Origin of the sequence: Halobacillus sp. A1-3, from assembly GCF_050971765.1 — a bacterium.
GTDB classification, from domain to species: domain Bacteria; phylum Bacillota; class Bacilli; order Bacillales; family Halobacillaceae; genus Halobacillus; species Halobacillus mangrovi_B.
In genome coordinates this window covers 200,731-218,625 of sequence record NZ_JBPCEO010000004.1, presented here as the reverse complement: position 1 = coordinate 218,625, position 17,895 = coordinate 200,731, and the positions used below count along the sequence as shown (strand labels likewise).

The following is a 17,895-nucleotide window of genomic DNA, read 5'->3' as shown; positions in this document are numbered from 1 at the left end:
TGGATAAATCCTCACTGCTGAAGGTATTCTAAGATTATTAAGAATTAAACAGAACACATTTCAAAGAGCATTAAATTGTATAAATAAAGGTACATATTGTATACTTTGACGTAGAAAGAAGGCCTGAAAGGAGTCTTTGCTATGAATAAAACCGAATTGAATCACAACAAATCACTACCTTCAAAAGAAGAGCGACATAAATTATTCGGCTCTGTCAAACCAGGTCCCAGGACTAAACCAATAGATAAAAAAGGCATGGCTGATTTACAAAATTCTAAGAAGGATTTCCTTTTTGATATTGATATGGTGGGTATTTCAAATGTGAAACACCCTATCCGAATCCCTAGTCAACTGACCCCTGAAATACAGACGACTATCGGAACGTTCTCTTTTGGTTCATCCATCACTCAAGGAAGTAAAGGGACAAATATGAGCCGATTCACTGAGCAACTTGATCAATATCATAATGAAGGATTTGCCGTTGATATAGCAACAATGAAAGAATTTACAGAAGAACTGGCTGGACGATTAAAACAGAATGACTCTGAAGTTGAAGTCACATTTCCTTGGTTCTTTGAAAGAAAAGGTCCTTATTCAGACTTAGCAGGAATGAATTATGCCGATGCTACCATTCGTGTTGAATATCACAAAGAAACCGGCCATGATATTACCGTTTCTTTAACTGGAAAAATAACGACATTATGTCCATGTTCTAAAGAGATTAGTGAGTATAGTGCCCACAACCAGCGAGGAAATGTCACAATGACCATCAAACTAACAGATGATTTCAATGAACAGGAAATTGACTGGAAAGCAGCTCTTCTCGAAGCAGCAGAAAGTAATGCTAGTGCTCGTATCCATCCTGTATTGAAACGCCCAGACGAAAAGATGGTAACAGAACAAGCTTATGAAAATCCTCGTTTTGTGGAAGATATTGTTCGTCTTGTTGCAGCTGATTTATATGAATATGACTTTGTTGAATCATTTACTGTTATGTGCCGAAATGAAGAATCCATTCACTTGCACGATGCGGTAGCATCGTTAAGTTATGATAAGAAACAAGAAAGAGAGTAAAGGAAGAATATCATGAAGCAAATCATGATCATGCTCATTCAATTTTACAGAAAGGGCATCAGCCCTTTCTTTCCTCCTTCTTGCAGATTTCAACCAACATGCTCGGAATATGGTTTAGAAGCTTTTCGAAGATTCGGTTTCATTAAAGGATTGTTTCTTACAGTCAAGCGAATATCGAAATGCCACCCCTTCCATAGGGGAGGATTCGACCCCGTTCCAGAAAAAGAGAGCAATAAATCACAAACATCCTGAACGGGCTCTACGTTCAGGATGTCTTTCATTACGAGTAATGTTTACAAAGCAGAAAATTAGGAAACAACATAACAACATTATTAATTGAACGAACAGGAGCTGAGATATATGAATTTAACTGTTACAGAAGAAGCAGCAAAATGGTATGAAGAAGAATTAGACGTAGAAGAAAAGTCAAATCTCCGCTTCTATGTACGTTATGGGGGCGTTGGAGGGCTGCAGCCAGGTTTTTCCTTGGCGATCAAGTTTGAGGAGCCGGATTCACCAATTGCTGAAACGACGGTTGGAAACATCACTTATTTTGTTGAAGAAAATGATGAATGGTATTTCGATAATTATTCCTTGAAAGTAGAACTTGATGATAAATGGAATGAGCCAGATTTTCAATATGAATAATTAATAAAGTCCAAGAACATCCCCTTATTCTTGGACTTTATTTTGATTTAGATAGGAGTTTTTATTTTTTCTTCTTCTTTAACATCTTCTCAAGTGACGAAAAGTCTTTCGGTACCTTACCGTTTATAATCGTTTTAACTAGCATATCCTCTTTCTGCTTTGATACTGGTTTATTCGCTAGTGCGCTGACTTTTTTGATGACCTCTCTCACCGTTTTCTCATCTTGGAAATCCGCATGCCTTAATGATTTGGCAAGCTTCAATACCTCTTCCATTTTTACACCAGTTTTTTTCTCAATATTCCCAAACATGTTTGAAAACATGATTCATCTCCCTCTTCCTTAGCCTATGGTTATCCTATGGAAGAAAAGAGCATCTTGTATAAACGAATGTCCTAGTTTTATCATCTCTCCATAACGAAAACAGTTTTTCCGATTCATTTTCCATATATTGTTTGTAGCTTCTTGGCTTGTTTTATATAATTGAAGAATGTGGAGAAAGAATTTTTTACATAGGGGGACAAAAATGGAAAGTATAGAAACGATCTACCAATCTAATTTTAAGGAAAATGTGTACCCTTTTTACAAACACCTTAGAGCTAACGATCCTATCTTTGCTATGTCTCAGGAACCTAATCATACAACTTGGGTAATAACAAAGCATGAGCATGTCAAAGAAATGTTGAAAAGCAAAAGCTTTATAAAAGATCAAAGGAAGTTATCTTCCAGCGATCCATCCCAAGCAAGCCAAGAAAATGGAGACTTCAACATCTTTCAAAATATGATGCTAGATGTAGATCCGCCCGACCATACAAGACTACGAAAACTTGTCCAACCTTATTTCAACCCAAAGACTATCAAGGATTTAAAGCCTAGAATCAGCGAAATTGCTGATGCATTGCTTGACAAGGCAAGTGAAAAACAGGGTCCTGTCGATTTGATTGATGAATTTGCCTTCCCTCTTCCTATTATCGTCATTAGTGAGCTGCTTGGAATACCTTCGGAAGACCGAAATAAATTCAGAAAATGGTCAAACACGATTGTCGCTGCTTCCGATGAATTTGATCCTGATATTATGGAAGATGTACAAGCATTTACAAATTATTTGACGGATTTGTTTGATTCAAGGAGAAAAAAACCTGAAAATGACTTCATATCTAATCTACTTCAAGCCGAAGAAGATGGTGACCAACTTAATCGAGATGAATTGTATTCGATGGTCGTACTTTTAATCATCGCTGGACACGAAACAACAGTAAACTTAATCGCCAACACCATGTACGCACTCTTTGAGCATCCAGATCAGTTGGAAAAGCTAAAGAATGATACTAAGTTAACTACAACCGCAATTGAAGAAGGACTTAGATATTATAGTCCTGTTGATTTTACAACCGCTCGCTGGTCTGAAGATGATATTGAGTTCCACGGTAAAACTATCAAACGTGGCGATCTTGTTTTAGCCTCACTAGCCTCTGCCAACAGGGATGAGGAGAAATTTGAAGCTTCGGATACATTCGATATAACACGAAAACCTAACCCCCATGTTGCCTTTGGATTTGGGATACATTTCTGTCTCGGTGCTCCCCTGGCACGTATAGAAGGAGAGATTGCTCTAAGCAAGTTATTGGAAAGATTCCCCAATATCGAATTAACTGAAAAACTGTCCACCTCACCATGGCGTCCTGTATTTTTATTGAGAGGGCTAGAACGGCTGGAAGTAACGATGACTTAAACTTCCTCCAGATATAAAAAGGCCAGCTATCCTCTATTTTTAGAGAGCTGGCTCTTTTTATTGTCATATAATTTAATTAAAAATAGTGTAGAAGATACATCGATGTGGTATTTAAATCATAGGCTCTATCCAAAGTGATAATGGAGGTGTTCATTATATTCCAAATGAATGATCAGGAGAGAGAAAAGTTCGATCAGTTATTATCATCTTTAAAGAAAGCTAAATCTATGGAACAAACGAGATTTTATTTTGATCTCATTCAAGACTTTTTGAACACACTGCAAATAGAGAAAGGATCCGTTTTTAAGAGAATGAACGCCGAAGAGTTAAAGCAATTTGAGATGCTGAAGCAGAAAATGTTAGATGCTTCTGATAAAAAAGAAGTCACCTATTTTGAAAAGCAGATCCATGACTTAATCACTCGCGTTAACTTGTCTAAAACATAATTTCACAAAAAGTGTAAAAAAAACCCAAAAAAGTCTTTATTTTCTGACAAATTAATTGTATACTATCCCTATAGTGTTCATTATAGTATCCTTACCTCACTCTTGCCTTTATAAAAAAATACAGTCTTAAAACAGGGCGGTTAGTTCAGTCATGATTAGTACATATTTATTATGTTTCTATGATTACTGAATCCGCCCTTTTTTTAGACTGGTTATTAGGGGGAAGTTGCATGACGAATACCTTGGTCATTGCTGGTTTAATAGGAGGTTTTACTGGAGTAATTGCCCACTTGTTAAGGAATGGTAAGGTATTAGTTTTCCCGAAGATTAGAAAACGTCCAAAGGGAGTGTATTTAGGTTTTCTTGCAGATTTCCTAATTGGTTCAGCAGCTTCCATATTTGCTGTCAGCTATTTAATACCTGAGCCAGAAGTTTTACGTACGCTTATTGGTGTTTCCATACTTGCTGGTATGACAGCTGAAAACGTACTTCTAAAACGGGAACTGAGTATAGAACAAGCAAAGATTGAAGGATTGGATCGTATTAATCAAAGGATGAATTAACCTTTGAAAATACTCCAGTCCTAATTTTTTCACTTTCTACATAATACGTATGAAGTTTTCCACTTTACAACCTCTCCACTATTATATCCCTGCTTTCCAACTGTTGAATCCATCCCCTACTCAAAGAAATTTGCGTTTCCACCTCACACCTGTCAGACTAAAGGAGGTCTATGGATTTGTCCTAAAGAAAGCGCAGGTGAAAAAATATGATTGAAATCAGAACTTCAACACTTAATGATCAAGAGTTCAATAGAGGAGTATTTGCAACAAAAACCATAAAAAAAGACGAGTTGATTCATGAAGCTCCAGTCATTCCCTATCCTAATGAAGAGCATGAGCACATTGAGAAAACCATGCTTGCAGACTACATGTTTGAATACGGCGAGAATCACACAGCCCTGCTCCTTGGGTATGGGATGATGTTCAACCACTCTTACAAGCCAAATGCTGATTACAGAATCAATTTTGATAATCATACGTTTGAGTTCTTTGCTCATAAAGATATAAAGCAAGATGAAGAAATTTTCATCAATTATAATGGTGAAGTTGAGAATGATACACCTTTATGGTTTGATAAATAATGAATTTAGAGGAGTCCTTTAATAGGACTTCTCTTTTTTATAGCCGTTTTTAATCTAAAACTACCGCTACAGCACTTTTACCCTCTTCAAGAAAGCGTTGAGTCTCTCCAAACCTGGGTCGGTGAATTCGCCTATTTTATTCTCATAAATCAATTGACATTTAAAATAATTTCTAAGTCCAATTTACTATGTTATGCTGAATTTGGAAATAATAAGGGGTTTTTATATGTTAAAAAGAAGGAAAACACTGCTCGCTTCTGCTTTACTGTCTATACTGCTCGGGACTGGTTTTTTTCTTAACGCAACAGAAGAAAATGGGCAACAAGATGAGCCTGCAGTAGAACAAATTGATACACATGACAAAGCCGAGCTCGAAAAAGAAAAAATCTCGGCAGAAGAGCTGATTGCAAGCGACGAAGAAGTCACAGTTACAAAACTGACAGAAGGATACAAGAACGGAGACTTTCAAGTGAGAGAAGTTGTAGAAGTATACTTAGAGAGAATCGATAAGTATGAAGATACATATAACGCATTTACGTTTTTAAATGAAAATGCCATGGAACAGGCAAAAGAAATAGATCAACTTTATGATAGTGGCAAAACCCCTGGAAGATTGGCGGGTGTCCCTATTGCTATCAAAGAAGCGGTTGATGTCGTCGGCTTTCCTTCCACCTTTGGCTGGAAAGGTTTCAGCAAAGAAGCAGGAGGAATCGAGATTATCCCACAAATTGACGCTCCAATTGTAGAAAAATTGAAAGATGATGGTGCTATTATTCTTGGAAAAACGAACATTCCTGCATTCAGCTCATCGGGTACACGGGCAAGCACAAGCTGGGATGGCGAAACGTTAAACGCTATCGCTCCCGCCTTTGTCCCTGGCGGAAGCAGCTCTGGAACCGCAACCTCTGTATCTGGTAATCTGGCTGTTTTAGGGATAGCAGAAGAAACAGGCGGGTCCATCCAAAACCCGGCTGCCGCCCAGAGTATAGTCGGAGTAAAACCAACGTTTGGGCTTGTACCTAATACAGGTGCGACCCCGTTAGCAGCAAACACACGGGACGTATTGGGACCACATGCAAGAACAATCAAAGACGCGGCAATCATGCTGGATGTCATCGCTGGATATCATCCAGACGATCCGAAAACAGAGGCCGCCAAAGATAATCTTCCTAATCGTGGGTATACAGAAGATTTAAATGATTCCTATCTGGAAGAAAAACGTATTGGCCTTTATGGCCCTGGCTGGCATGGAGGAGAACTTTCCAAAGAAACTAGAGAACTGTATAACAGAGCTGTACAAGAACTGGAAGAGCAAGGAGCTATCGTAGTAAAGGATCCATTTGCAGATTCCGGCTTACGTTCCCTCGTCGATTCAACCGGAAGCATTGGCTATCGTGCTTTGGTAAGTGATTTCCATTCTTATATCGAGCGCATGGATCAAACGGGCACTATTCCTTCTGCAGCCGAACTGTTCAGACAAGTAGATGTGGTGCCATGGGCAGAAGGTGGACCTCTTCACCATTTCTATAACAGAGGAGTGAATTTTGCTCAGGATATACAAAATCCAGCTTCAGCCCCCGATTTAAACTACTTTTTCAATACACGTGAAAAATATTTAGAAATAATGGACCAGGTAATGGAAAAGCACAACCTGGATGCCTTTGCCTTTCCACAAATGGAACAAGAAATTCCAAAAAAGGATGAAAACCGCATCTATCAGCCGACCACATCACCTGAAATCAATATCAGTGGTCAGCCCCTCGTCACTATCCCTGCCGGGTATTACGAAAGCGGAGCCCCTTTCTCCCTCGCATTTTTTGGTGATATGTGGAGTGAAGCAGAGCTGCTTGGCATGGCTTACGATTACGAGCAAGCAACCCATTACCGAGAAGCACCAGATTTAGAATCCAGAGAATTGCAGGAGAATGGATAGATTTTCAACAAAAAAATGGGATAAATAAATGGAAAATAAGCAGTCCAACAGCATACCAATTGGATTGCTTATTTTTTAAACTCTGTAAAAGTTCCTTGAAGACTTAGTTTCGAGACATTTGTTTGGATAATGGTGGATGGGAAAACGACTCGCTTTCCGTGGGCATGTGCTGAGCCTCCTCAAACTTTGTTTCCAGCGGCATCTAACAGGTTTATCCTACAGGAGTCTCTCCGTTTTACGATCCACCCTACATGTAATCTAGAAAAATTCAAAGTAACGATTGCAATCATAATAAAGTAACAAATTTATCTTAAATGTCTAACATGGATATAGGTGGTGAATACGATGGATGATAACGAGAAAGCAATTATTGTAGGAGCATGGGTTGAAGCTGTTGGTACAATCGTTTCAGCCATCGGATCAACCCCTAATACCCCAGTTCCCGTGCAAACCCTCGAAGACTTCAACTTAACTGGCAATACATTGCAAGCTACTGGAAACGGTATATTAGCAGATAGTGAAAATGGAACGCTTGAAAAGACAGGAAGTCTGATTCAGGCAGCTGGTAATTCTACCATTATTTATGCTATCCTGCTAATCCTCGAAGATAAATCCCAAAAGGAGTTATTTATAAAAGGAAATTTGCTTCAAGCCTTTGGATCTTCGCTGGCTTTTGTTGAAACTTTAAAAGAAAGACCTGGAAAGAGTCAGTTATTTCTTTTGTATGGAAGCATTCTGCAAGCCATCGGAAATGTCTTACAAGTATTTGGAGACCGAGCTGAATTACTGAACGAAAATGGGGAAAACGTGAAAGCCTTGGGAAGCTGGATCCAGGCCTTTGGCGCAAACCTTTATGCAATAGGAATTACGCTATAGCATAGATTTATAAATATTTGTTATGTAAGTCAATAGTATCTGGATTTAGACCTGTACTTTTTTGAGCTTCTTTTTGCATCGAAGTACTGCAGTCCTTACAAACATAACTAGCCTTTGGATTCTTTTTGATTTTAAAGTACTGATCATCCGATCTATTAATCGCATTATTCTTTTTACAAAAGAAACAAGTTACATTCATCATTTACTTCCTCCTTTTAATTCCATGATCTATTTATAAGTATTCCAATAACATTCTTAAACATATAAAAGACGCTCCCCTTATCTGGAAAGCGTCTTTAAGATTTTTAGGCGTGAAAATCTAAACCTGATTCAACTGCATCGATATGCCCTGCCCGAATCACATAATCACCAAAGGGTTCATTGTCTTGTCGATCTTTCGCATACTGAAATAGAAGGGGCTTTAATTCATTCAGTATTTCTTCTTCTCCAATGTTTTCCTTGTACAGCTTATTTAGGCGTTCACCTTTAAAGCCTCCCCCAAGATACATATTGTATTTTCCTGGAGCTTTACCAATGAAACCTATTTCACTAAGCGCAGGTCTGGAACACCCATTCGGACAGCCTGACATACGAATTACGATCTCTTCGTCTCTTAAACCCGCATCATCCAAAAGTTCTTCAACCTTATCAATGAGTGAAGGAAGATACCTCTCTGCCTCTGCCATAGCCAGCCCACAGGTTGGCAAAGCTACACATGCCATTGAATTACGGCGTAAAGCTGAATTATAGCTGCCATCGGTAAGACCGTACTCTTTTACAAGAGCATCGATGATCTCTTTTTGTTCGGCTTCCACGTTTGAGATAATTATATTTTGATTAGGGGTCAGTCTAAATTCTCCGGTGTGGACTTTAGCAATCTCACGGAGCCCTGTCATTAGCGGATGGTTTTTATCATCCTTAATCCGGCCATTCTGGATAAACAAGGTAAGATGCCACTTTCCATCTCCCTTCACCCAACCGTAACGATCTCCATTGTGATCGAAGGAATATGGACGGGCTTCTTCAAGGTCCCACCCTAATCTTTCGTTAAGTTCATTTGTAATCCAGTCTACTCCTTTTCGATCAACTGTATATTTAAACCGCGCATTCTTTCTCTCTGATCGATTGCCATAGTCTCTTTGAATTGTAAGTATCTTTTCAGCAACTTCATTTACTTTATCTGGCTGGCAAAAACCAATGACTCTAGCCAATTGCGGATAAGTAGAGGTATCTCCATGAGTCATCCCCATGCCTCCTCCTACTGCAATATTAAAGCCAGCCAGCTCTCCGTTCTCAAGAATCGCTATAAACCCTAAATCTTGAGAAAAGATATCGACATCATTAGAAGGCGGTACAGCAACCCCAATCTTGAACTTACGAGGTAAATATAACGGACCGTAAATAGGCTCTTCATCTTCCTCACGGCTGTCAGAGACTTTTTCTTCATCTAGCCAAATTTCATGATAGGCTTTTGTCTTTGGAAGTAAATGCTCACTTACTTCCTGCGCTTTACGGTAGACTTGATGATGAACATCTGACTGGTAAGGATTCGAATTACACATCACATTTCTGTTTACATCCCCACACGCTGCGATTGAATCCATGAGCACATCATCCATAGCCTGAATGGTTTTTTTCATATTCCATTTTAAAATCCCGTGGAGCTGGAACGTTTGTCGTGTTGTCAGTTTCATCGTGCCATTTCCGTGTGTGTTTGCGAGATCATCCATGACCAACCATTGTTCAGGTGTCGCTACTCCCCCGGGAAGCCTCACACGCAGCATAAATTGATACGCTGGTTCAAGCTTTTTTTGCTTCCTTTCAATTCTTACATCTCGATCATCCTGCATGTAGCTGCCGTGGAACTTTAAAAGTTTCGTTTCTTCTTCTGGAATTCCGGCAGTAATACGATCTGCAAAACTTTCAACAAGAGAACCTCTAAGGAACTTGCTGTCTTCCTTGATTTTTTCCATTTCACTAGGAGGCCCTAACTCTTCTGGAAATCTATTTTTCACCATTTTAAAGCCCCTTTCTCATTTGTTTAATAAACATCGCGCTGATAGCGTTTCTGCTTCCTGAGCTGATTCAAATAGTCTTCCGCTTCTTCACTTGATAATTTTCCTTCTTCCTGAATAATTTGCAGAAGGGTTGACTGGACATCTTTTTCCATATATTTTTCATCTCCGCAAACGTAGATATATGCGCCCGCTTCTATCCATTCAAAAAGTTCTTTTCCTTTTTCCTTCATTCGGTGCTGCACATAGACCTTTTCCTCTGTATCCCGCGAAAAGGCTACGTCCATTTTCGTAAGAACTCCATCCTTCAACCATTTCTGCCATTCGGTTTGATATAAAAAGTCACTTACAAAATGTTGCTCACCGAAAAACAACCAGGACTTCCCTTCAGCTCCCTCTTCCTCACGTTCTTCAAGAAAAGCGCGATAAGGAGCGACACCTGTTCCAGCACCAATCATGATAATCGGAGTTGCATGATTTTCAGGAAGCTTAAAGTTGGAGTTTTTCTGTACATAAACTGGCAGGCGGTCTCCTGGTTGTGATCTCTCAGCACACTGGCCTGAACAAACTCCTTTGCGATTTCTACCGTGGGCATCATACCGCAATGCTCCAATAGTTAGGTGCACTTCGTCAGGGTTGGCTTTCGAACTACTAGCAATCGAATAGAGTCGCACAGGAATTTTTCGTAATATGCCTAAGAACTCAGAAGCGGAACCACTCCAGGGCCCGAAGTCTTTGACTAAATCGAGTAAGTCTCTTCCATACATATAATCTTTCAACTCTTTGGAATCATTTGCTTCTAGCAGCTTATGCAAATCCTGATTTTCAGAAAGCTTAGCGGCTTTCTCAACCAGCGGTTTCGTAAGGCTCGTAATTTCATAAGTCGAGTGAAGCGCCTCTCTTAGTGAGCGGATATCTCCTTGTTTATTAATAGGTACAGATTCTTCTGGATTCCAGTTCATTTCTGCAATCAACTGGTCAACTAACTCTGAATCGTTTTCTGGATAAATCCCCAAACTGTCACCAGGCTGATAGTCCAATTGAGCTCCTTCCAAATCTAGTTCCAGATGGCGGGTCTCTTTATTCGATCCTCTCCCATTAAGATTGATATTTTCTAGAATCTCTGCATGAAAAGGATTGGCTCTACTGTAAACAGGAAGATCCGCAGATATGTTTTCTCTGGAGGACAACGGTTGGGCAGCACTTGTATCCTTCTCTTTATTCAGCTTTTCAAATACGCCCTCAAACCATTGATAGGCTGGTTCTTCAAAATCTAAATCACAATCGATTCGATCATAAAGCCGCTCGCCCCCAAGTTCACTGAGTCGCTTGTCAAAGTCTTTTCCTGTTTGACAAAAGAACTCATAGGAACTGTCACCAAGAGAAAGCACAGAAAAACGAAGACCATCTAGCTTTGGTGCTCGTTTACTGTATAGAAATTCATAAAAGGTAATGGCGTTATCGGGTGGATCACCATCTCCGTGTGTGCTGGTCAAAATAAGTAAATCCTCTACTTTTTTCAATGCTTTCGTCTTAAAATCGTCCATAGAAGATAGTGTCACATTGTAATCTTCTTGTTTCAGTTTTTGAGTAAACTCTTCTGCTAGAGATTGACAATTTCCAGTGTGTGATCCATATAGAATCGTAATCTCCCTTGTTTGTTGAGGAGTATTTCCCCCTTTAATAGTTTCAGTAGCTGGCGGATATTCCTTCACAGCCGCGCCAGCTTGAGGAGCAGCTAAATAACCGCTCAACCACATTTTCTGACTATCTGTTAGTGTAGACAGCAGCCGATTTAACAGCTCTGCCTGCTCTTGATTAAAAGGACTGTTCATAACCTCTAACTGCAAAAATAAACACCTCCGTTAATAATTTATTAGAATTAGGTGGTAAGCTTTTTCTGATAGTAGCGATCCATGGCTACTACCATCGCCCCCATCTTCGGTCGATTTGGCTGCAACACTTGGTTAATGCCTTGATCCTCAAGTTCTTTTGCAGTCACTTTACCTACTGCAACGGCAAGCACTTGATCATTAAAAGCTTCCGTCAACTCCTGTGTCGGAGTATTAAAGAGATTTTTAACTTGGGTTTTACTTGTAAAGACCACAGCATCAAGCGATTGTTTAACAATCTCCTCTTTCAAGCTATTCATGATCGTTTCACTTGGAGGCTCAAAAGCATAAGGCTGTGATAAATAGACGTTGTATCCTACTGCTTCTAATTTATTTTTTAATAACGCATCGTCCTGATGATAAGCTTGTAAAAAAACGCTTGCTGCCTCTTTTGTGGGGGATGGCAATAATGAGAATAAATGATCCATCGTCCCGTCTTCTGAAACAAGGTCAGGGTTTAGATGGTTTTCTCTCAGCCAATCCATCGTCTTACTTCCGCGAATAGCAAGCGAGCTCTGACCCAATTTTTCTAAAAACTTGTCACGCATGTTATTTTCAGCAGCAGATTGTGCGAGTGTTCTCACTCCGATTCCAGTCGTTAAGATGACCCAGTCAAAAGTTTTATTTAGGTAATCTTTTACGTTTTGGCTACTGATATCTTCATTTAAAACTTGCTTTCCCTGGGAAGGATAGACGACTCCGTTTCCACCCATGTTTTCGATAAGCTTACAAATAGCCTCAGATTTACGATCAGCGGCTACTCCAATGCGTTTGTCAGTTAATCCCTTCAAAAACTCTCTCTCCTTTCTTCAATTTCTCTAATTCTTTTAGGAATAGAGTTTGCTGATCTCTGTTCTTGTAAGAATCGTGAAGCAAATGTTTCATTAGAGTTTGTTTTTTCTCTTTCGGAAGGGAAGATTTTTTAAGCTCCTTGCGGCAAACATATAAAAAGTCCACGTACTGGCCGTAATCATCATCAAATTCGTTCTCAAGACGCTTCCTGATTCTTGATGCAAGAATCGGACTGGCCCCACCTGTAGATATGGAAATGGTAAGTTTCCCACGTGTTAGATAGCCAGGAATCGTAAAGTTTCCTCTATTCGCATCAGGAGGATAATTAATTAGAGGGACATGAGCTGCCGAACGGAGCGCTTGTTCATTTACCTTTTCATCATTTGTTGCAATAACAACTGTATAAGCATCTTTTAAATCTGCTTCATCAAACTCTTTTTTTATCCACTTGATCCTTTTATTGCTGGTTAATTTCTCTTCCAATGAGCTTGTAACAAATGGACTGATGATTGTAATGAACGCTCCTGCCTCACACAAAACTTTAACGCGTTTCTCTGCAACAGATCCTCCTCCTACAATCACTGTTCGTCTTCCTGTCAAGTCGATCATTAGTGGGATGGGACTCATTACATTCGCTCCCTGCATAGCTCCGATTTCACCAAACTTTCGGTGAGTTCTTGACTGTCAATGGCTTCTTTTACCCGCTCAGCCATTGCGAGCACCATAATGGGATGGCTCCCTAAATAATGGGTCATCTTGACTTTATGTCCCTCTTTTTGAAGATGGCTGATTTTTTGTTTCATAGATTCGATTAATATTCCAGTAAACCATAAGTATGGGACAACAATTGTCTCGCTATCCTTTTTTAAAGAGCGTTCCAAACCTTCCTCAAACGAAGGTTTACAGGCTGCCAAGTAACAAACGTCAACACTTATTCCATTCATCTTTTTTTTAAGGTTACTTGCTATGGATTGGATAGAATGCTTAGTCTCTGGATTTTTGCTACCTCTGCCGACAAGCAGGATATCCTCTTTCTTTGAAACGCTAGATGAGAGTTCCTTTACACGATCAACAAGAACTTCATTGATCCTCCCTTGAACGCCTATCGGTTTACCATATTTGAACTTGATTTTCGGATACATATTCATCGCATCTACTATCTCTTCAGGTATATCCTGATAGTAATGACCTGCACTTAACAGGAGCACAGGTATAATCGTGATTTCAGTTGCACCTTTATCGACCAGTCTCTTAATTCCTTCCCTCATGGAAGGTTCAGCGAGTTCTAGAAAACAGATTCCCCATAAGGGCACATCCACCTGTTCATGCACAGTGTGTAAAAATGATTCGGCTTCATCCCGCGCTTCTTTTACTCGGCTGCCGTGACTGACATATAAAACGGATCTCATCTCCATCAAGCTCAAGCTCCTTTCATCCTACAACTTGCTGAGCAGGTATCTCTGCTTCCGCTTTTAACTGCTCAAACCACTGTAAGCTATCACGGAGTTTTACTACTTCGCCAACAACGATCATGCTTGGATTTTTCACATTTTTAGCTTTTTCTACTATATCGGCAAGCGTCCCTGTCACAGTGAGCTGATCTCCTGTTGTTCCCCAATGAACAAGAGCAATGGGAGTGAGGGGATCACGTCCATGACGAATGAGTCTTTCTGAAATTTGAGGGAGTTTCTTTACCCCCATATAGATACAAAGCGTATCCATACTTTTTGCAACATGCTCCCAATACTCCTCTTGATCTACTCCAAGGTTGCTTACCCCTGTAATAAAGGATACGGATGAACTATAATTTCGGTGGGTTACAGGAATCCCCGCATAGGCGGGAGCAGCAATTCCTGAAGTGATTCCGGGAACGATCTCATAAGGGATGTTCCTGCGAGCTAATTCTTCTGCTTCTTCTCCTCCTCGGCCAAAAACAAAAGGATCTCCCCCTTTTAGTCGAGTAACGGTTTTACCCTGCAAGGCAAACTTACATAAAAGACCATTGATAGATGTTTGGGTTAACGAATGGTTATCAGGGCTTTTACCGCAATAAACGAATTCTGCATCGGCGCTCGCCTCATCAAGCAGATCTGGGTTGATCAGCCGGTCATATAAAATCACATCGGCTTCCTTTATTGCTCTCAGTCCTTTAACTGTAATCAATTCAACATCCCCTGGTCCGGCTCCTACGATGTAAACTTTAGCCATCTTCTCACTCCCTCTATAGTAAAAACTGTGTCCTGTCGATTTAGACCCACCCTTTGTCTTCTAAGAATGAAACGAGCTGTAATGCACACTCATTCACATCTGCCTGGTCTGTATGCAAAGTTAGTTCAGATGAACGTGGAGATTCATAAGGAGCATCTATACCAGTAAAACCTTTAATCTCTCCATTTCTTGCTTTTTGATATAAACCTTTCGGATCCCTTTTTTCACATTCCTCTATAGGGCAATCAACATGTACTTCAATAAAATCACCTTCAGGAAGAATATTCCTTACTCGATCCCTGTCTTTTTGATAAGGAGATATAAAAGCCGTGATAACAATTTTGCCACTGTCTGCAAAAAGGTTGGCAACTTCTCCGATTCGTCTTATGTTTTCCACGCGGTCTTCAGAAGAAAATCCCAGATCTCTATTCAATCCATGCCGAACATTGTCTCCATCCAGCAAATAGGTGTGTACTTTCTTTTCATAAAGCAACTGATTCAAACGATTAGCAATACTAGATTTACCTGAACCTGATAATCCTGTTAACCAGATGACCCCACTATGATGGCCATTTAACTTCCGGTAATGATTAACATCCAATGAGGTATCATGCCACGTAATATTCGAACTCATCACTCTCACCCTTTCTATTTAAGATTTTATGGGAGAATTTGTTTTCAATCCCTCGATCAATACTTCAGCAATTTCAGGTCTGCTGAACGTTTTCGGTGGTTTTTCTCCGTTTCTTAGAAGTTCACGAACTTTTGTACCTGATAAAATGACGTGCTGATCGTCATCATGGGGACATGTTTTGTGTGAAACCATCGCTTCGCAAGCGTGGCAGTAAAAACTATGTTCGAAAAACAGCGGTGTAATGTCGAGCTCATCCTCACTGAATTCTGAGAAGATCTTTTGAGCATCATACGTCCCGTAATAATCTCCGACGCCTGCATGATCCCTGCCGACAATAAAATGAGAACAGCCGAAATTTTTTCTGACGAGGGCGTGAAAAATAGCTTCTCTCGGCCCTGCATAGCGCATGGCAGCATTAAATACAGCAAGCACAACCCTGTTATGAGGGTAATAATGATCAATTAACACTTCGTAACTCTTCATTCGGACGTCACTTGGAATATCATCACTCTTCGTTTCTCCTACGAGTGGATTAAGAAAAAGACCATCCACAATTTCAAGCGCAGCTTTTTGGATGTATTCATGAGCTCTATGGACTGGATTTCGAGTCTGGAAGCCGACGACTTTTTTCCAGCCTAGCTGTTGAAAGAGTTCTCTTGATTCCGCTGGATCTAAATAATATTTATCTTCATGGTGACGGCTAGGTTTTTTAATTAATTGAATTTCCCCTGCCACATAATAATTAGGACGGTTGAAAAGCTTTTTCACCCCAGGGTGTTCGAGTTCGGTTGTTAAGTACACCTTCTCTGCTTCCTTGTTTTTATCTGGCTGATAGATTTCATCTACTACGATAACGCCATAGACAGTATCCTGATAAATGAGTTCAGCGATATCGCCACTATTGAGTTGTTCAGCTTTCTTTTCGTCTACAGGCAATGTGATGGGGATGCTCCATGGTGTTCCATCCGCTAACCTCATCGTCTCCACCACTGATTCGTAATTCTCCTGATTTAGAAAACCAGTCAATGGACTATAGGCTCCGTTTGCGAGCAGCTCCAAATCACTCAATGCCATTGCATCGATTTCAATTTTTTCATTTGCTTCAGGTAATGGTGCCCCTGCTTTCCACCGATTTACAAGCTTACCACCGTGTGGGGATATAATTGTCATACCATACTCCTCCTCATAATTGATTCTGTTTATGCTTCAGGGTTTCCTGGCGTATGCAAACCGCATTCTGTTTTATTAAATCCTTTCCATCTGCCTGAACGGCCATCGCCATCCTCCGGAAATGTGCAAGGCATACAGCCAATACTCGGATATCCTTGGTCATGCAATTCGTTGTAATCCAAGTTGTTTAGTCGGATATATTGCCATACGAAGTCCCAAGTCCAATGGATAAGGGGACAAACTTTTACAGATTTAAACCGCTCATCTTTATTAACAAAGTTCGTACGGCTGCGGCTCGGGGACTGCTCTCTTCTCAAGCCTGAAATCCAAGCAGTCGCACCTGAAAGGGCGTCTTCCAATGGCTTGATCTTTCTTATATAGCAACATTGGTCAGGATTCTTATTCCATAACTCATCACCATAAGTCTTTGCTTGTTGATCCAGTGTCAATTCAGGCTTTTTCAATTCAATATTTAAATTCGGATATCGTTTTTGTACTTTTTCAATCAAATCGTAAGTTTCTTGGAAGTGTACGCCAGTATCAAGAAAAACAATACGAGCGTCAGATTTAATTTTTGAAATTAGATCGATTAGCACGATACCCTCCGCACCGAAACTGCACGCATAGACGATAGACTCACCGTATGAATCATAAGCCCAGCGTAATACTTCCAAAGCCTGCTTCACTTCGTTATCCGTTTGTAAGCCGGCAAATGGATCACCGGTAAAATGTTCATACGTCACTTTATCTTTTTTCATCATATCCTCCCTTCTAGGGTCCTACCTAATCAACTAAATCAAAAAACCTCTCTTCTTGATCAATAAGAAGAGAGGTTTACATTGATATGTAAAAGCTCATCTTCTTATCTTCCAAGTGAATTCACTTGCTGGAATTGGCACAGTTTCTGAATTTTCCTGCTCAGACCCGTTGCCGAGGCTTCAAAGGGCCAGTCCCTCCACCTCTCAGGATAAGAAAATCGATTATAAGTTTTTCAAAAATTAGGATTGATACAAATCTTATGCCCATATTAATCATATGTCAATAGCTTATTTAAAAATTCTGTATATTTTAACATTGGGCTTGACAACATTTCTGAACTCGCTTAGATTAGGATGTATCAAAATTTTAAAACCATAATATGATAATCCTTATAAAGAGTCGGGGGAGGAAACTGGTCCTATAATCCCGCAGCAACCTCTAAAAAGAAGGTGCTCAGTCCAGCAGGCTTGATCTGAAAGATAAGGAGAAGGTAGTTATTCACCTCTTCTTATTAAAAGGGGTTTTTTTATTGAAAAAATTCTTTTTACATTACCATTGCTAAAAATTTTTCGGT

20 protein-coding genes and 2 riboswitches are annotated in these 17,895 nt (G+C 39.9%); of the genes, 9 read left to right on the top strand and 11 right to left on the bottom strand.

The window, feature by feature from the left end; all coding sequences use genetic code 11:
* Positions 1 to 141 precede the first annotated feature (141 nt).
* The 3 genes from folE2 to ACRYKC_RS08920 all read left to right on the top strand — a co-directional run bounded on the left by folE2 (position 142) and on the right by ACRYKC_RS08920 (position 1,722).
* Positions 142 to 1,074, top strand: coding sequence for a GTP cyclohydrolase FolE2 (folE2, locus tag ACRYKC_RS08930; RefSeq protein WP_433806388.1), 933 nt, complete (start codon positions 142 to 144; stop codon positions 1,072 to 1,074).
* A gap of 12 nt (positions 1,075 to 1,086) precedes the next feature.
* Positions 1,087 to 1,326, top strand: coding sequence for a membrane protein insertion efficiency factor YidD (gene yidD, locus ACRYKC_RS08925; RefSeq protein ID WP_433806387.1), 240 nt, complete (start codon positions 1,087 to 1,089; stop codon positions 1,324 to 1,326).
* 108 nt (positions 1,327 to 1,434) lie between these two features.
* A complete protein-coding gene (locus ACRYKC_RS08920; protein WP_433806386.1) occupies positions 1,435 to 1,722 on the top strand; it encodes a HesB/YadR/YfhF family protein in 288 nt (95 codons plus the stop codon).
* Positions 1,723 to 1,783: 61 nt separating this feature from the next.
* On the opposite strand, the gene ACRYKC_RS08915 is transcribed toward ACRYKC_RS08920, so the two are convergent.
* On the bottom strand, positions 1,784 to 2,032 hold the full coding sequence (locus tag ACRYKC_RS08915; RefSeq protein WP_433806385.1) for a stage VI sporulation protein F: 249 nt from the start codon (positions 2,030 to 2,032) through the stop codon (positions 1,784 to 1,786).
* 214 nt (positions 2,033 to 2,246) lie between these two features.
* On the opposite strand from ACRYKC_RS08915, the gene ACRYKC_RS08910 reads away from it, so the two are divergent.
* From ACRYKC_RS08910 to ACRYKC_RS08885, 6 genes are all read left to right on the top strand, one after another.
* Positions 2,247 to 3,452 (top strand): cytochrome P450 family protein, encoded by a 1,206-nt coding sequence (locus tag ACRYKC_RS08910; protein WP_433806384.1) that lies wholly within the window; start codon positions 2,247 to 2,249, stop codon positions 3,450 to 3,452.
* 164 nt (positions 3,453 to 3,616) lie between these two features.
* Complete coding sequence (locus tag ACRYKC_RS08905) at positions 3,617 to 3,898, top strand: hypothetical protein (RefSeq protein ID WP_433806383.1); 282 nt, start codon at positions 3,617 to 3,619, stop codon at positions 3,896 to 3,898.
* Between the two features lie 230 nt (positions 3,899 to 4,128).
* Positions 4,129 to 4,461 (top strand): DUF4257 domain-containing protein, encoded by a 333-nt coding sequence (locus ACRYKC_RS08900; RefSeq protein ID WP_433806382.1) that lies wholly within the window; start codon positions 4,129 to 4,131, stop codon positions 4,459 to 4,461.
* Positions 4,462 to 4,667: 206 nt separating this feature from the next.
* Positions 4,668 to 5,042, top strand: coding sequence for an SET domain-containing protein (locus ACRYKC_RS08895; protein ID WP_433806381.1), 375 nt, complete (start codon positions 4,668 to 4,670; stop codon positions 5,040 to 5,042).
* 226 nt (positions 5,043 to 5,268) lie between these two features.
* Entirely contained in the window at positions 5,269 to 6,975 is a 1,707-nt protein-coding gene (locus tag ACRYKC_RS08890) for an amidase (protein WP_433806380.1), read from the top strand.
* Positions 6,976 to 7,320: 345 nt separating this feature from the next.
* Positions 7,321 to 7,851 (top strand): DUF6944 family repetitive protein, encoded by a 531-nt coding sequence (locus tag ACRYKC_RS08885; RefSeq protein ID WP_433806379.1) that lies wholly within the window; start codon positions 7,321 to 7,323, stop codon positions 7,849 to 7,851.
* A gap of 7 nt (positions 7,852 to 7,858) precedes the next feature.
* On the opposite strand, the gene ACRYKC_RS08880 is transcribed toward ACRYKC_RS08885, so the two are convergent.
* The 10 genes from ACRYKC_RS08880 to ACRYKC_RS08835 form a co-directional block, all read right to left on the bottom strand.
* Positions 7,859 to 8,053 (bottom strand): DUF2197 domain-containing protein, encoded by a 195-nt coding sequence (locus ACRYKC_RS08880; RefSeq protein WP_433806378.1) that lies wholly within the window; start codon positions 8,051 to 8,053, stop codon positions 7,859 to 7,861.
* 103 nt (positions 8,054 to 8,156) lie between these two features.
* Complete coding sequence (gene cysI / locus ACRYKC_RS08875) at positions 8,157 to 9,869, bottom strand: assimilatory sulfite reductase (NADPH) hemoprotein subunit (protein ID WP_433806377.1); 1,713 nt, start codon at positions 9,867 to 9,869, stop codon at positions 8,157 to 8,159.
* 23 nt (positions 9,870 to 9,892) lie between these two features.
* A complete protein-coding gene (locus ACRYKC_RS08870; protein WP_433806376.1) occupies positions 9,893 to 11,716 on the bottom strand; it encodes an assimilatory sulfite reductase (NADPH) flavoprotein subunit in 1,824 nt (607 codons plus the stop codon).
* A 32-nt stretch (positions 11,717 to 11,748) separates the two neighbouring features.
* Positions 11,749 to 12,549 (bottom strand): uroporphyrinogen-III synthase, encoded by an 801-nt coding sequence (locus ACRYKC_RS08865; protein WP_433806375.1) that lies wholly within the window; start codon positions 12,547 to 12,549, stop codon positions 11,749 to 11,751.
* A complete protein-coding gene (locus tag ACRYKC_RS08860; protein WP_433806374.1) occupies positions 12,533 to 13,177 on the bottom strand; it encodes an NAD(P)-binding protein in 645 nt (214 codons plus the stop codon). Before ACRYKC_RS08860 ends, ACRYKC_RS08865 begins: the two co-directional genes overlap by 17 nt.
* On the bottom strand, positions 13,177 to 13,965 hold the full coding sequence (locus tag ACRYKC_RS08855; protein ID WP_433806373.1) for a sirohydrochlorin chelatase: 789 nt from the start codon (positions 13,963 to 13,965) through the stop codon (positions 13,177 to 13,179). The genes ACRYKC_RS08860 and ACRYKC_RS08855 overlap by 1 nt, the downstream gene beginning before the upstream one ends.
* A gap of 16 nt (positions 13,966 to 13,981) precedes the next feature.
* Positions 13,982 to 14,758 carry a uroporphyrinogen-III C-methyltransferase gene (gene cobA, locus ACRYKC_RS08850; protein ID WP_433806372.1) on the bottom strand — a complete coding sequence of 259 codons (777 nt, stop codon included), beginning with the start codon at positions 14,756 to 14,758 and terminating at the stop codon, positions 13,982 to 13,984.
* Between the two features lie 40 nt (positions 14,759 to 14,798).
* A complete protein-coding gene (gene cysC, locus ACRYKC_RS08845) occupies positions 14,799 to 15,392 on the bottom strand; it encodes an adenylyl-sulfate kinase (protein WP_433806371.1) in 594 nt (197 codons plus the stop codon).
* 18 nt (positions 15,393 to 15,410) lie between these two features.
* On the bottom strand, positions 15,411 to 16,562 hold the full coding sequence (gene sat / locus ACRYKC_RS08840; protein ID WP_433806370.1) for a sulfate adenylyltransferase: 1,152 nt from the start codon (positions 16,560 to 16,562) through the stop codon (positions 15,411 to 15,413).
* A 29-nt stretch (positions 16,563 to 16,591) separates the two neighbouring features.
* The gene (locus tag ACRYKC_RS08835) at positions 16,592 to 17,320 is read right to left on the bottom strand and encodes a phosphoadenylyl-sulfate reductase (protein ID WP_433806369.1); all 729 of its coding nucleotides are present in this window, start codon (positions 17,318 to 17,320) and stop codon (positions 16,592 to 16,594) included.
* A 101-nt stretch (positions 17,321 to 17,421) separates the two neighbouring features.
* A riboswitch (SAM riboswitch) is annotated at positions 17,422 to 17,536 on the bottom strand.
* A gap of 171 nt (positions 17,537 to 17,707) precedes the next feature.
* Positions 17,708 to 17,807: riboswitch (SAM riboswitch) on the top strand.
* Positions 17,808 to 17,895 lie beyond the last annotated feature (88 nt).